At 60.6% G+C, this 13,420-nt stretch carries 10 protein-coding genes and 1 tRNA gene; 7 read left to right on the top strand and 4 right to left on the bottom strand.

The genetic code is table 11. The annotated features are described in order from the left end of the window. Nucleotides 1-83: 83 nt before the first annotated feature. On the bottom strand, nt 84-1,463 hold the full coding sequence (locus WMW70_RS18560) for a sodium:solute symporter (RefSeq protein WP_341438938.1): 1,380 nt from the start codon (nt 1,461-1,463) through the stop codon (nt 84-86). A gap of 68 nt (nt 1,464-1,531) precedes the next feature. Then, on the bottom strand, nt 1,532-2,500 hold the full coding sequence (gene arsS, locus WMW70_RS18555) for an arsenosugar biosynthesis radical SAM (seleno)protein ArsS (RefSeq protein ID WP_341439087.1): 969 nt from the start codon (nt 2,498-2,500) through the stop codon (nt 1,532-1,534). 211 nt (nt 2,501-2,711) lie between these two features. On the opposite strand from arsS, the gene WMW70_RS18550 reads away from it, so the two are divergent. Beyond that, nucleotides 2,712-3,146 carry a BLUF domain-containing protein gene (locus WMW70_RS18550; RefSeq protein WP_341438937.1) on the top strand — a complete coding sequence of 145 codons (435 nt, stop codon included), beginning with the start codon at nt 2,712-2,714 and terminating at the stop codon, nt 3,144-3,146. An 85-nt stretch (nt 3,147-3,231) separates the two neighbouring features. Next, on the top strand, nt 3,232-6,126 hold the full coding sequence (locus tag WMW70_RS18545) for an EAL domain-containing protein (protein WP_341438936.1): 2,895 nt from the start codon (nt 3,232-3,234) through the stop codon (nt 6,124-6,126). A gap of 358 nt (nt 6,127-6,484) precedes the next feature. On the opposite strand, the gene gabT is transcribed toward WMW70_RS18545, so the two are convergent. Beyond that, a complete protein-coding gene (gene gabT, locus WMW70_RS18540) occupies nt 6,485-7,765 on the bottom strand; it encodes a 4-aminobutyrate--2-oxoglutarate transaminase (RefSeq protein WP_341438935.1) in 1,281 nt (426 codons plus the stop codon). A gap of 177 nt (nt 7,766-7,942) precedes the next feature. After that, nucleotides 7,943-9,391, bottom strand: coding sequence for an NADP-dependent succinate-semialdehyde dehydrogenase (gene gabD, locus WMW70_RS18535; protein ID WP_341438934.1), 1,449 nt, complete (start codon nt 9,389-9,391; stop codon nt 7,943-7,945). 392 nt (nt 9,392-9,783) lie between these two features. On the opposite strand from gabD, the gene WMW70_RS18530 reads away from it, so the two are divergent. The 5 genes from WMW70_RS18530 to WMW70_RS18510 all read left to right on the top strand — a co-directional run bounded on the left by WMW70_RS18530 (nt 9,784) and on the right by WMW70_RS18510 (nt 13,367). Further along, nucleotides 9,784-9,860 (top strand) — tRNA-Arg (locus tag WMW70_RS18530). A 166-nt stretch (nt 9,861-10,026) separates the two neighbouring features. After that, nucleotides 10,027-11,262, top strand: a complete 1,236-nt coding sequence (locus WMW70_RS18525) for a tyrosine-type recombinase/integrase (protein ID WP_341438933.1) — start codon at nt 10,027-10,029, stop codon at nt 11,260-11,262. Nucleotides 11,263-11,638: 376 nt separating this feature from the next. Beyond that, nucleotides 11,639-12,175, top strand: a complete 537-nt coding sequence (locus tag WMW70_RS18520; protein WP_341438932.1) for a hypothetical protein — start codon at nt 11,639-11,641, stop codon at nt 12,173-12,175. Between the two features lie 90 nt (nt 12,176-12,265). After that, nucleotides 12,266-12,856, top strand: a complete 591-nt coding sequence (locus WMW70_RS18515) for a RipA family octameric membrane protein (protein WP_341438931.1) — start codon at nt 12,266-12,268, stop codon at nt 12,854-12,856. 100 nt (nt 12,857-12,956) lie between these two features. Further along, nucleotides 12,957-13,367 carry a hypothetical protein gene (locus WMW70_RS18510; RefSeq protein ID WP_341438930.1) on the top strand — a complete coding sequence of 137 codons (411 nt, stop codon included), beginning with the start codon at nt 12,957-12,959 and terminating at the stop codon, nt 13,365-13,367. Nucleotides 13,368-13,420: the final 53 nt, after the last annotated feature.

The following is a 13,420-nucleotide window of genomic DNA, read 5'->3' as shown; positions in this document are numbered from 1 at the left end:
AACAGGGGTAGGGTGCGCCGTGCGCACCAATTCCGCAGGCAGATGCCTGGTGCGCACAGCGCACCCTACGAAGCCAAGCCGCATCAGGCAGTCCTCCGTAGCCAGCCGGGCAGTAGATAGCCGAGCACGCACAGCCCCAGTCCATACAGGTTGGTGCCGAGCAGCAATGCATATTTGCCGTCACCGATGGCCCAGCTCTGCGGAATCCAGTTCAGGGTCAGGGCTACGCCCAGGCCCAGGCCGGTCCAGAAGCTCAGGTGAAAGCCCAGGCGGGTGGGCGTGGTCAGGCCGTGGAGGACGAACACCGGTGCCAGGCCGATGACCATGGTGCCGCTGATGGTGGTGGCCTTGAGGATATCGGTGCCGGCGATCATCGGCAGGTTGCCGAGCAGGGCGAACACCACCATTACCGCTATGCCCACGCCAATGGCTTTCTGCCCGAGGTCGCGGCCGGCCAGTTTCGGCAGTTCGCGCCCGGCCAGTTTGGCCAGGCTGGAGAAGGTCGAATCCAGGGTTGAGCCGGCGGCGGAAACCATCACCACGGTCATCACCAGCAGCGCGCCGATACCCAGGCTCTTGGCCAGGGCGGCGGGCACGTTGTCCGACGCGGCCAGGCCACTGAGCTGGGCGTGCACGCCGATCAGGCTAAAGGCCAGGATGGCGATAAAGCCGAGAATGCCGGCGATCAGAAAGGAGCGGCGCATGGCCTTCTCCTCGCTGATAAAGCCGCGGTCGGTCAGCACCGGGTCGTGGAAGCCGTAGCTGAACGCCTGCAGGCCGGCGACCAGCAGCAGGTCGACCCCGGCATTCAGCGCCCAGTTACTGGTGCTGGCCAGCTCGCTGGGCGAATGCTGCGGCAATACGAGACCGAGCACCCAGACCAGCGCGATGACGAAGATCGCCGCCTGCGCCGCATCGGTGAGGATCGAGCTGCGCAGCCCGCCGCGCAGGCTGTAGGCCAGGGTCACGGCGGTAAACAGCAAGGCCGAAGCGATAAATTCGAAGCTGCCGGAATCACCGTAATAGCCGCCGACCACCGCGGTGTTGCTCCACACCTCGTTAAACAGGCGAATCAGAATCGCCGCGGAGAACGCCAGCGCCGCGCCGCGACCGTAGTGGCTGCTCAGGAAGCTGACCAGGCCGGTGGCCGCATAACGCCGACGCAGGCGGTAGATGACAAAGCCGGTCAGCGGAATCGACAGCCAGTACATGGCATAGGCCAGGCCGCCGACCAGGCCGTAAGTCGCCCCCAGATTGGCGGCGTTGGTTACCGACTTGGCGAATATCCAGCTGATAAAGATGCTTGAAGTAATCAGCCAGGGGCTGGCGCTGCGGCCCTGGCTGTCTTCGCCATTAAAGAAACCGCCCAGGGTCACGGCGCGTGGCGAAAGCGCCAGCATCAGCACGCCGTAGACCACGAGAAAACCCCAGAAGAACAGCCCGGTCAGACTGGTTGGTTGCATGGACTGATCCTTAATTGTGGGTTATATCGCCGGCCGTAGGGTGCGCTGTGCGCACCAACCGTGGCCGGTTAATCATTCAGCGCGCCGCCGCAGCTGGAGCCCTGCCCGGCGGTGCAGGCGAAGCAGTGGTCGCGGGTGACGATGGGCTTGCCGTCCAGGCTCGCGTTCAGCAGGTCACGCAGATGCGGCCGCTCGCGGCCGATCAGTCGGCCTTGCAGCTCCAGCGGCAAATCGAGCATCTGGTTGAAGTCGCAGTCGTACAGGTAGCCCTGCCAGTCGACGCTGACCAGGCTGCGGCACATCAGCGGTTCGAGGTTTTCCGGCCGGTAGCTGTCGCGCAATAGCTGCATATAACCGTTGAACTGACCCTTGCTGACCAGGGTGCTGCCAAAGCGCGCAATCGGCTGGTTGGTGATGGTCAGCAGGTGGTTGAAGTGGATGCCGAAGTCCTCGGCCAGGTGGCGTTTGTAATCGGCTTCCAGCGCCGCTTGCGGCGGCGGCAGGCTCGGGCCCTGCGGGTTGTACACCAGATTGAGAATCAGCCCACTGCCCGGCTGGCCATAGCCCAGGGCATTGAGCTGTTGCAGGCCCTTGATGCTGGCATCGAACACGCCATCGCCGCGCTGCTTGTCGACGTTATCGCGCGAGTAACAGGGCAACGAGGCGCTGACTTCGACGCCCTGGTCGGCGAGAAACTGGGCAAGGTCTGCATAACCCGGCTCGCTCAAGATGGTCAGGTTGCAGCGGTCGATCACCCGCAGGCCTTCGCGCCGCGCGTGGCTGACGATCTCGCGAAAGCGCGGGTGCATCTCCGGTGCGCCGCCGGTGAGGTCGAGGGTGTGCACCGGATGGGCGTCGATCACCTGATGCAGCAGCGCCAGGCTTTCGTCGGTCATGGCCTCGGTGCGGGTCGGCCCGGCATTGACGTGGCAATGCAGGCAGCGCTGGTTGCAGCGGTAGGTCAGGTTGATCTGCAGCGCTTCCAGCTGGCCGCGGCGAATCGCCGGAAAGGTCAGTTGGTCGAGCAGGGGCAGCATTGCATGCACGGTTTTGGCTCCTTGATGCTGACGCGCAAGCTGAATATTTCCAGCCTCTAGGTAGCCACTATAGAGAGTGCCTGAGGGGTTTTGTTACGCGCGCAGGCAGAAGAATGTTGTGGAATAAGTTATACACATCTTATACAAATGATGCAGAATCGACCAACTTAAACTCGGGTTACCAGCCCCCAGCGCTTTCGAGGACTCGACCATGCTAGTGCGCCTTACCTATGCCAGCCGTGCCAGCCATTCGGTCTCAGCCGAACTGATCCGCGAAATTCTCGACAGTTCGCAGCGCAACAACCCGGGCAAGGGGCTGACCGGAGTGCTCTGCTGCAACGCCGATATCTTTCTGCAGGCGCTGGAAGGCCCGCGTGATCAGGTCAATGCCCTGTATAACCGCCTGGCCGACGACAGCCGGCACAAGGACCTGTGCATCCTCGACTATGCCGAGATCGACGTGCGCCATTACAGCAACTGGAGCATGGGCTGGGCCGGGGCCAAGCAGGCCAATCGCGAGCTGTTTCTCAAGTACTCGAGTAGTGACCGCTTCGACCCCTTCAACATGAGTGCGGTCCAGGTCGCCGGCCTGTTGCAGGCGCTAAGTGAGACGCTTAGCGCCATCAAGTCGCCGGTTCTCAGCTAGAATTCCCGAGCGTCAACTCGTCAGGCACTGGCGGGCTGTGTTCACCCTGAGCCTTGACGCCCTCGCAGTCTACTGAGGCGTCAGGATGTTCCAGCTGTTCAAGTCCTCTGTGCTCGGCCTGTTGTTCGGCCTCTGCCTGCTCGCCAGTCCGACCTTTGCCGCCCCGCCCATGCTCAGCCTGGACAGCAACACCCTGGTGCGGCCGGTCGCGGTGCCCGCGGTCCTGGTGCTGGAAGACCCGAGCGCCAGCCTGACCGCCGGAGAAGTGCTGGAGCTGATCGAGGCCCAGGGCGTGCTGACCCAGGGCACACCGCTTATAGGGTATTCGGCCAGCGCCTGGTGGCTGGCCTTTCGCCTGGACGCCCCGGCCGCGGCGCGCCTCAACCTGATCATCGCCCACCCTTTTCTCGATGATCTGGAAGTCTGGCTATACGACCGCGAGCGCCTGATTGCGCCCTACTACAGCGGCGACCATCGCCCCTTTCTCGAGCGCGGCGAACCCTACCCGCACTTTATGCTGAGCCTGCCGCGCTTTGGCCAGGGCCCGCACACCCTGCTGTTGCGGGTGCAGAGCGGTTCGTCGATCAGCCTGCCGATGCAGGTGGTCGGTGCCGAGCAGAGCAGCCTGCTGCTGGCCCATGACTGGCTGCAAAGCGGCCTGCTGCTCGGCGCGCTGCTGAGCCTGATGCTGTTCTACATGATCAAGTTCAGCACCCTGCGCGAACCGCAGCTACTGTGGTTCTGCCTGACCCTGTTCGGTGTGGCCCTGTACAACGCCGCGCAGCATGGCCTGGTGGCGCTGTGGCTGCCGCAGTGGCCATGGCTGCCGATGCAGCTGACCAACCTGGCCAATCCGGTGATGATGATCTTCAGCAGCCTGTTTCTGATCAGTGCACTGAGGCTCAAGCTGGGGCGGCTGGTTTATCTGCTCAATGGCTTTTTCGCCCTGATCCTGCTGATCTGCGGCTGGACCATCGTCAGCTACGGCCACCATCGCGCCTACCAGACACTCAATCTACTGATCCTGCTGACCGGTGCGGTGCAGCTCAGCCTGCTCCTGCTTGGCGTGCGCCAGCGCCGGCCCTATGCGATCGGCTACCTGTGGTGCTGGAGCGCGGCGCTTTTGCTGCTGCTGCTGGTGCCCCTGGGGCGAGCCGGGCTGGTGCCGCTGATACCCGGATTCAATTACCTGCATGTGTACCTGCCGGCCATCAGCCTGCTGCTGTTCGGCGGCATGCTCGACAAGCAGCTGGAACAGGTACGGCGCGACCTGCTGCACAGCCGGGCCCAGGCGATCAGCCATCTGCAGCAGTACCAGGCGTTGTTCAGCAACAGCAGCGAGGGGATCTTTCGCTGCAGCGGGGCCGGGCTGCTGCTGGAGGCCAACCCCAGTTTCGTTGCCTTGCTCGGCGGACAGATGGTCGAGGGCCTGAATATGCAGGCGCTGTTCGGCCGCGAGCAGTGGCTCGAACGTCTGGCGCTGCTACGGGGTGAGCAGCCGGCCGCCAGCCAGGAGTGTCGGCTACAGGGGCTCGATGGCCGGGTGCACTGGGTCTACCTCGCCCTGCAGCAGCGGCCGGAGCAGGACAGCATCGAGGGCATAGTGGTCGACCTCAGCGAGCGGCGCGCCCTTGAGGAGCGTCTGCAACACCTGGCGGCCCATGATTCGCTGACCGGCCTGCTCAACCGTCGCGAACTGGAGCGGCTGCTGCAGGAAAGCCTGAAGGAGGTTGCCAGCCGGCCGTTCAGCCATCTGCTGTGCCTGGATCTGGACCAGTTCAAGCAGGTCAACGACCTCTGCGGCCACTCCGCCGGCGACCAGTTGCTGCGCCAGCTGTCTGCGCATCTGCAGCACCAGTTGCCGGCGGATGCCGCGCTGGCGCGTATTGGCGGCGACGAGTTCGCCGTGCTGCTGCGCGCCGCGGATGGGCTGACGGCCCTCGCCCATGCCGAAAACCTGCGCCTGTGCGTCGAGCAGTTCGTCTTCTCCTGGCAGGGCCGGCCGTTCCGCGTGCAGGCCAGCATCGGCCTGCTGGAACTCGACAGCGGAGTCCGCGACTGGGAAACCGCCCTGTACTGGGCCGACAGCGCCAGCCAGCAGGCCAAGCACCAGGGCCGCAACCGGGTACAACAGTTCAATCCGGCCGATGGCGCGCTGCTCGAACACCAGCGTCAGCTGCAATGGATTACCCGCCTGCGCGAAGGCATCGAGCAGAATCACTTCGAGCTGTTCTATCAGCCGGTGATGCCGTTGCAGGGGGCCGACGACGGCCTGCGCTACGAGGTGTTGCTGCGTTACCGCGACCCACACAGCGGCGAGTTGTGCAGCCCCGCGCAGTTTCTCGGTGCGGCCGAGCGCTACGGCTTTCTAGGGGCCATCGACCGCTGGGTGCTGCTCAGCCTGTGCCAGTGGCTGGCCGATAACCCACGCCATGTGCAGCTGCTGGCCCAGGTCAATCTCAACCTGACCGCCAGCTCCCTGCTCAATGCCGAGTTCCACCAGTTGCTGCACAGCCAGTTGCAGCGGCACAAGTTGCCGGCCGACAAGCTGTGCATCGAGGTCACGGAGATGGTCGCCCTCGGCGAGCTGGGGGTGTCGGCGCAATGGATCAGGCAGCTGCGCGAGCAGGGCCTGAAGGTGGCGCTGGACGACTTCGGCAGTGGCTTCGCCTCCTACGCCTACCTGCGCCATCTGCCGCTGGATATCGTCAAGATCGACGGCAGCTTTATCAGCGGCCTGGAGAACGATCCGATCAATCAGGCCATGGTCGGCTCCATGCAGCAGATCGCCCGTCAGCTGGGCCTTAGCACCGTGGCCGAGTTCGTCGAAAACCAGGCGACTCTGGAGTGCGTGCGAGCCTTGGGTATCGATTACGCCCAGGGCTACTTCATTGCGCGCCCGCAGCCCCTGGCCGGGCTGGCCGATGCGCGGCTGAGCGAGTTGGGCTTGAGCCGCTTGCCGGTGGGCTTGACGCCCTGAGGGACCGTTCGCTCGAACTGGGCCCGTAACCCAAAACCGCTGCCGCAGGTCTTGATCGGTTGTTGAGCCGCTCAGATGGCCCCTTGCCACGCCTTCTGTAGAAGCGGGCCATGCCCGCGATGTTTCTCCGGAATACCGCGATCACGGCCATGGGCCTGGGCCCCCCGCCACACCTACGAACCACCTAAACCCAGGGGCTGGATGCGATTCGGGGGGAATTGAACAACCGCTCCCGGATTTCATCCGGGCTACGAAGGCGGCACGACGGTCACGACACGGCGTAAGCCAATAGCGAAAGCCACAATATCCCGAGCAAAAGAAAACCCGCCGAAGCGGGTTTTCCATACAGCCGTTGTGCTTACGCCAGCTCGTCGAAGCACTCGGCGATGATCGCCAGGCCACGATCGAGCAGCGCATCTTCGGCGGTCAGCGGTACCAGCACGCGCAGCACGTTGCCGTAGGTGCCGCAGGACAGCAGGATCAGGCCCTTGTCGCGCGCCTTGGCGACGATCTGCCCGGTCAGGGCGGCGTTGGGTTTGTGCACGTCGCCGTCTTCGCACAGTTCCATGGCGATCATCGCGCCGAGGGCACGCACCTCACCGATGCTCTTGTGCTTGGCCTGGATGGCCTTGAGGCCGGTGACCAGACGCTCGCCGACGGCCTTGCAGCGGTCCAGCAACTTCTCTTCCTCGAACACTTCCATCACCGCCAGGGCCGCGGCGCAGGCAATCGGGCTGCCGGCGTAGGTGCCGCCCAGACCGCCTGGGGCGATGGCATCCATGTATTCGGCCTTGCCGCACACGCCGGCCACCGGGAAACCACCGGCGATCGACTTGGCGAAGGTGGTCAGATCGGCGGCGACGCCCATCTGCTCCATGGCGAAGAAGGTGCCGGTACGGCCGGCACCGGTCTGCACTTCGTCGGCGATCAGCAGGATGCCGTGCTGATCACACAGCGCGCGCAGGCGCTTCATGAAATCTTTCGGCGCGACGTAGAAACCGCCCTCGCCCTGTACCGGCTCGATGATGATCGCGGCGATATCGCGCGGTTCGGCATCGTTCTTGAAGATGCGCTCGATGCTGGCGATCGCGTCATCGGTGCTGACGCCGTGCAGTGCGCAGGGGTACTGGGCGCGGAACACGCCGCCGGGCATCAGGCCCATGCCTGCGGAGTAGGGATTGACCTTGCCGGTCAGCGAGAGGGTCATCATGGTGCGGCCGTGGTAGCCGCCGGTGAAGGCGATCACCCCAGCGCGACCGGTGGCGGCGCGGGCGATCTTCACCGCGTTCTCCACCGCCTCGGAGCCGGTGGTCACCAGCAGGGTCTTCTTGGCAAAGTCGCCCGGTACGCGCGCGTTGATCTTCTCGCACAGTTCGACGTAAGGCTCGTAGGCCAGCACCTGGAAGCAGGTGTGAGTCAGTTTGGTCAGCTGTTCCTGCACCGCGGCCACTACCTTGGGGTGCAGGTGGCCGGTGTTGAGCACCGCGATGCCGCCGGCGAAGTCGATAAACTCGCGGCCTTCAACGTCGGTCACGGTGGCGTTCTTCGCCGACTCGGCGAAGATCGGGTGGATCTGGCCCACGCCACGCGGAACTGCGGCCATGCGGCGTTGCATCAGGGATTCGTTGGTCTTGCTCATAAGGTCCTCATTCGCCGGTTAATCTCGGCGTGGTTCAAGGATGTGTCACCGGCGGCGGCTTGGCAGTATTCGATGATCGACTGTCACAGCACGCCCGGCCACAAGGTATGTCCATATAAAGCCGAAGGCGCAGCGCTCTCGTGCGTCTCCGGCGGGGTTACTGCTACTTCGCCAGGATTAGATACCCAGGCAGAGGTATTTGATTTCCAGGTAATCCTCAATGCCGTACTTCGAGCCTTCGCGGCCCAGGCCCGAGGCTTTCACGCCGCCAAACGGTGCGACTTCGTTGGAGATCAACCCGGTGTTGACGCCGACCATACCGTACTCCAGCGCTTCCGCCACACGGAACACGCGACCCAGGTCACGTGCATAGAAATACGAGGCCAGACCGAACTCGGTGTCGTTGGACATGGCGATCACTTCGGCCTCGTCCTTGAAGCGGAACAGCGGGGCCAGCGGACCGAAGGTTTCTTCCTTGGCCACTGCCGCGTTCTTCGGCACGTCGACCAGGATGGTCGGCTCGAAGAAGCTGCCACCCAGGGCATGCGGCTTGCCGCCAGCGAGCAGGCGCGCGCCTTTGCTCAGGGCGTCGGCGATATGTTCCTGGACCTTGGCCACAGCCTTGTCGTCGATCAGCGGGCCGGTGGTGGTGCCTTCATCCAGACCGTTGCCGATCTGCAGCTTGGCCACGGCGGCGGCCAGTTTTTCGGCGAAGGCGTCGTACACGCCGTCCTGAATGTACAGGCGGTTGGCGCATACGCAGGTCTGGCCGTTGTTGCGGTATTTGGAGATCAGCGCGCCTTCGACGGCTTTATCCAGGTCAGCATCGTCGAACACGATAAAGGGTGCGTTGCCGCCCAGTTCCAGCGAGACCTTCTTGATGTCCTTGGCGCATTCGGCCATCAGCTGGCGACCGATTTCGGTGGAGCCGGTGAAGCTCAGCTTGCGCACGATCGGGTTGCTGGTCAGCTCACCGCCGACTTCGCCGGCGCTGCCGGTAACCACGCTCAGCACGCCTTTCGGAATACCAGCGCGCTCGGCCAGAGCAACCAGGGCCAGGGCGGAGAACGGCGTCTGCGACGCAGGCTTGATCACCATGGTGCAACCAGCGGCCAGGGCCGGGCCGGCTTTACGGGTGATCATTGCCGCCGGGAAGTTCCACGGAGTAATGGCCGCGGTCACGCCGATCGGCTGCTTGATCACGATCAGGCGCTTGTCCGGCTGGTGGCCCGGAATCACGTCGCCATACACGCGCTTGGCTTCTTCGGCGAACCACTCGATAAAGGAAGCGGCGTAGACAATCTCGCCCTTGGCTTCGGCCAGCGGCTTGCCCTGCTCCAGGGTCATTAGGCGGCCGAGGTCGTCCTGGTTCTCGATCAGCAGTTCAAACCAGCGGCGCAGCTTGTTCGAGCGCTCCTTGGCGGTCAGGGCACGCCAGGCCGGCAGCGCACGGTCAGCGGCTTCGATGGCGCGACGGGTTTCCGTTGCGCCCATCTTTGGCACGCTGCCGATGATTTCGCCGGTGGCCGGGTTGTTGACTTTGATGGTCTGGCCGCTGTCGGCGTCCAGCCAGGTGCCGTCGATATAAGCCTGCTGACGGAACAGCTGGGTGTCTTTCAGTTGCATGGCAGTCTCCTAAATTCCGACACCCTGGCATCGGCACTTGAGTGGGGGTACGCCGCTGGGCAGCGCGCGTAGGCTATTGTTTGGCGATTGTTGCCGCTGGTGGGCGGCGGTTCGGCGCAAATGCTCGGTATTACGGGCAGTTTTCGCCAGAACGTTTGAAATCTCAAACGAATCCTAGGGTCAAGAGGGGTAAAGGGCAATAGCCTGTTCGAAAAAATTAACGCAAATTTGCCAGGCTCCGCGCGTTTGAGCCGCTATTTAGCGAGGGTGCGCGCCGTGCAGAATTGCACACAAAGCGCTCTGCACTGCCGGCCAACCCGTGTTGCGAGCGCAGCGCAACGCCCCCTGGCATGGACGCCCGCCAGCGACATGGGTATGATTGCGCCCGCGCTGCACCAGTAGCTCAGCTGGATAGAGTACTGCCCTCCGAAGGCAGGGGTCGTGGGTTCGAATCCCGCCTGGTGCACCAAATAGCTGTTTCAACCTGTCTCAGACAGTCTACGAAACACCCCAAGAAGCCCGCCCTGTGCGGGCTTTCTTGTATCTGGCTGTATCTCCCTGTTTACCCCTATACCTTCCCTTCGTGTATGCCAGCTTGTATGCTGGCCTAAAATTCGAACCGGAGGCATACAGGCATGAAGCGCAGCGAGATAAAACGCCGCCCACTGGCCGACACCACCCTAGCCGGCCTGGAGCCAGAAGGCGCGGCCTACAGGGAACATGACGGCCAGGGCCTGTACTTCCGGGTGAAGCCCAACGGCGGCAAGTCCTGGGAGCTGCGTTATAAGAAGCCGGACGGCAAGTGGTCATGGCTCGGCCTTGGAAGTTACCCCGATGTGAGCGGTGCAGGTGCCAGGCAGAAGGCCGCCGAACTGCGCGCCGATGCCGCCGATGGAGTCAACCCGCTGACCGCCAAGCATGCCCGCAAGGCTTCTGCGCTGGAGGCTGCCAACAGCACCTTTGAGGCGCTGGCCAGGGAGTGGATCGAGATACGTCGCCCTGGCTGGGCTGCCAGCACCGCCACCCGCACTATTGGTGCCCTGGAATTGCATGTCTTCCCAGTGTTCGGCAAGCGCTTGTATGCCGGGATACTGCCCATCGAGTGGATGGAGTTTCTCCAGGGCATGGAGAAGCTGGGCATCATCGAGCAGATGAGCCGGGTGCGCCGATCCTGCAAAGAGATCTACGACCTTGCCCGCGTCACTGGTCGTGCCGTGCATAACCCGCTTGAGGGGTTGAATCGCTTCCTGCAATCCAAGCCTGCCGAGAACTATGCCCACGTCACAGCCAAGGAACTGCCCACCCTGCTGCGGGCTATTAGTGCTTACCCTCACGCCCATGATCTGCGTCTTGGTCTGCGCCTGCTGATGCTGACAGGGGTGCGCCCCAGCGAGCTACGAGAAGCCCGTTGGGATGAGTTCGACCGTAAGGCCGGGCTGTGGCTGATCCCTGCCGAGCGGATGAAGAAGCGCCGCCCCCATACCGTGCCGCTCTCTCGCCAGGTACTCGATGCCCTAGAGCAGCTGCACAAGATGACAGGGGCTTACCCTCTGTTGTTCCCGGGCCGCAATGACCGCACCAAGCCGCGCAGCAATATGGCATTCAATATGGCTCTGCGTCGCATGGGGTATGCCGGCCGGCAGACTGGCCACGGCTTCCGCCATATCGCGTCCACCACCCTGCGTGAGAACGGTTTCGCCAAAGACCATGTAGAGGCTCAGCTCTCCCACGTTGAAGACGGCGTGTCCGGCGTTTACAACAAGGCCACCTACTTGGAGCAACGTCGCACCATGATGCAGTGGTATGCCGATCACTTGGACGAGCTGGAGCGGGATAACGTCGTGGAGTTCAAGCTAGGCCAAAACCGATGAGCAGTGTTGGCCTTCTGAAGCAGTTCATTGCGGGCGTATACGCTGAGCGGGGCCGAACGCAGCTTTGAGTTGCTCCTAAGATGAGCCGACTTTTTCAACAGCATCGGTCGCGAATGGCTGGAACCGGCCAAAAGCAGTCACTGGGAATGGACTTGCTCAGCGCGTATCGAGTAGTGTCTGAAGCGAATGCGTTCGCGCATCTGCATGAGCTACCGTGGCTTTCCGTCCATGGTGCATAACTCCTTATACGGTCACCCGACCGCTGCAACACCCTGACTAGACAGGGAAAGCAAAGAGGACAAGGAATGTTATCCACCAAATGCCACAGGCGTTATCACACCATTTGGTGTCTATTTATAGTTAGGAATTTATCAGTATGCCGGAAGCAATTACGGGAACTTTGCTCGGCTTGGGCGGGGTCATCGGTGCGATTTTCGCGATCCGAAAGGCATGGGGGTGGTTATTCCCAATCAACGTATTAGCGGGAATCCGTGTGCACTTCGATAAGTCAGACCAAGACGAAATTCTTGCAACAATTACAAATCGAAGTTCTGAAGCCATCTATTTAGTCAAGTGCCGTGGGCGTAGCGCGAACTCAATTAGCTACATTATTAAAACTCATCTTCGTCATCCATTTATCAAGCCCCGACTCTACGGTAATGTGCGGTTCGGCGCACCGGTTTACGAAATGATCGGCCCCGAACCTATTTGCCTGGCACCGGGCCAACCTGTAAATCTATCGCATCAACTTTCCTTTGCATTACCTATCTTCGCCTTTACGAACCCTATGGTCCAAGTTGAAGTCGTTTTGTCTAATGGCAGAGTCTTTCGAAGCCAAAGGTTAAAAATTCCAAATAATTGGCACGTCACCAAACAGATCCAGAAAGCGCGTGAAAGCGGAGTAAATTCCTAACAAATGGTTCAAATCGTTCGCTTCGCTCTCTGGGGCCGGCAGAGCCGGCCCCTTAACCAAACGTTAGAAGCCACTACAAGGAGTTCCGCAGTGTCTGAAAAGAATGAAGAAGCCCCAGAAACTATTTCTCTCAAGGCTGTTTATGAAGTAAGTATAAAGGCCCGAGACTTTGAGATTAGCCACCTAATTCAAAGAAATAATTTCTTCATGCTATTTCAAGGTGTATTGCTCGCAAGCGTTATGCAGGCAGAAAACAGCCGGCCATTCGTTGAGTTAGTCGTTTGCATTACGGGGTTTCTTGTATCGATATACCAAATTCAAATGGCAAGCGGAGCAAAATTCTGGCAGGAGTGGTGGGAGAGTCGAGTAGAGCATTTTGAAGTATTACTTTGTGGAAAGCTCAAAACCGAAACCCACGAGCCACACCAACTTTTTTCAGTCCCCCCTGGTAAAGCTAAAGAAATAGTTGCTGCTAAGCTTTCTGCCGGAAAGACGAAATTTTTAACGAATCCTCTAATTCTTAGCTCATTCTCCGTTGGCAGAGCACCAATTAAAGTCGGTATTGTTTTGGCTTTTGCATGGCTAGTACTGCTATGTGCAACACTAAATTTAACAGAAATTTTCTCTTGGTTTCCAAACGTTATTACTGGCTTCCATGTTGTAGCAATTCCAAGCGATTAATGTCTTCTAACAATGTGCTCAAATCGTTCGCTTCGCTCACTGGGCCCGGCTAAAGCCGGCCCCTTAGCTTAATCGTTAGGCTCTTTATACTGGAAGTTATATGAACATACTAAGTATCGGGTTAAGCGGGTACGACGTTGCGCTAATAATCTTATGCCCGCTCGGCGCAATGATCGGGAGCTTTGCTCACGCAATTGTCGAAACCATAGATTTAAAAGGTCCGCCCACAAATGAATCAGACATGCGGATTGCCTCAAAAGAACTACAAGAATTACGCGGAATTTGGCTCGGTCTACGCCTAATGCTTGGAGCAATACTGGGCCTAATAATTGGCCTTTATTTTATTGGTGCCATTCAAGAAACACCATCAACTATTGCCAAAGTCATGGCGCTGTCCATACTCCTAGGGTATGCAGCCCCTAAAATATGGGAAGCCCAAGATAAAATAGTTACAGCAAAAATAAACAAAATAGTTAACTCTGAAATATCTCAAAATAATACAAGCGCCTAACAAGTGGTTCAAACCGTTCGCTTCGCTCACTGGGACGGGCTAAAGCCCGCCCC

This window comes from Pseudomonas sp. XK-1 (assembly GCF_038069885.1).
In the GTDB taxonomy this organism is placed as follows: domain Bacteria; phylum Pseudomonadota; class Gammaproteobacteria; order Pseudomonadales; family Pseudomonadaceae; genus Aquipseudomonas.
Note: the sequence above shows the minus strand (reverse complement) of the source record. Positions and strands in the feature narration are given on the sequence as shown.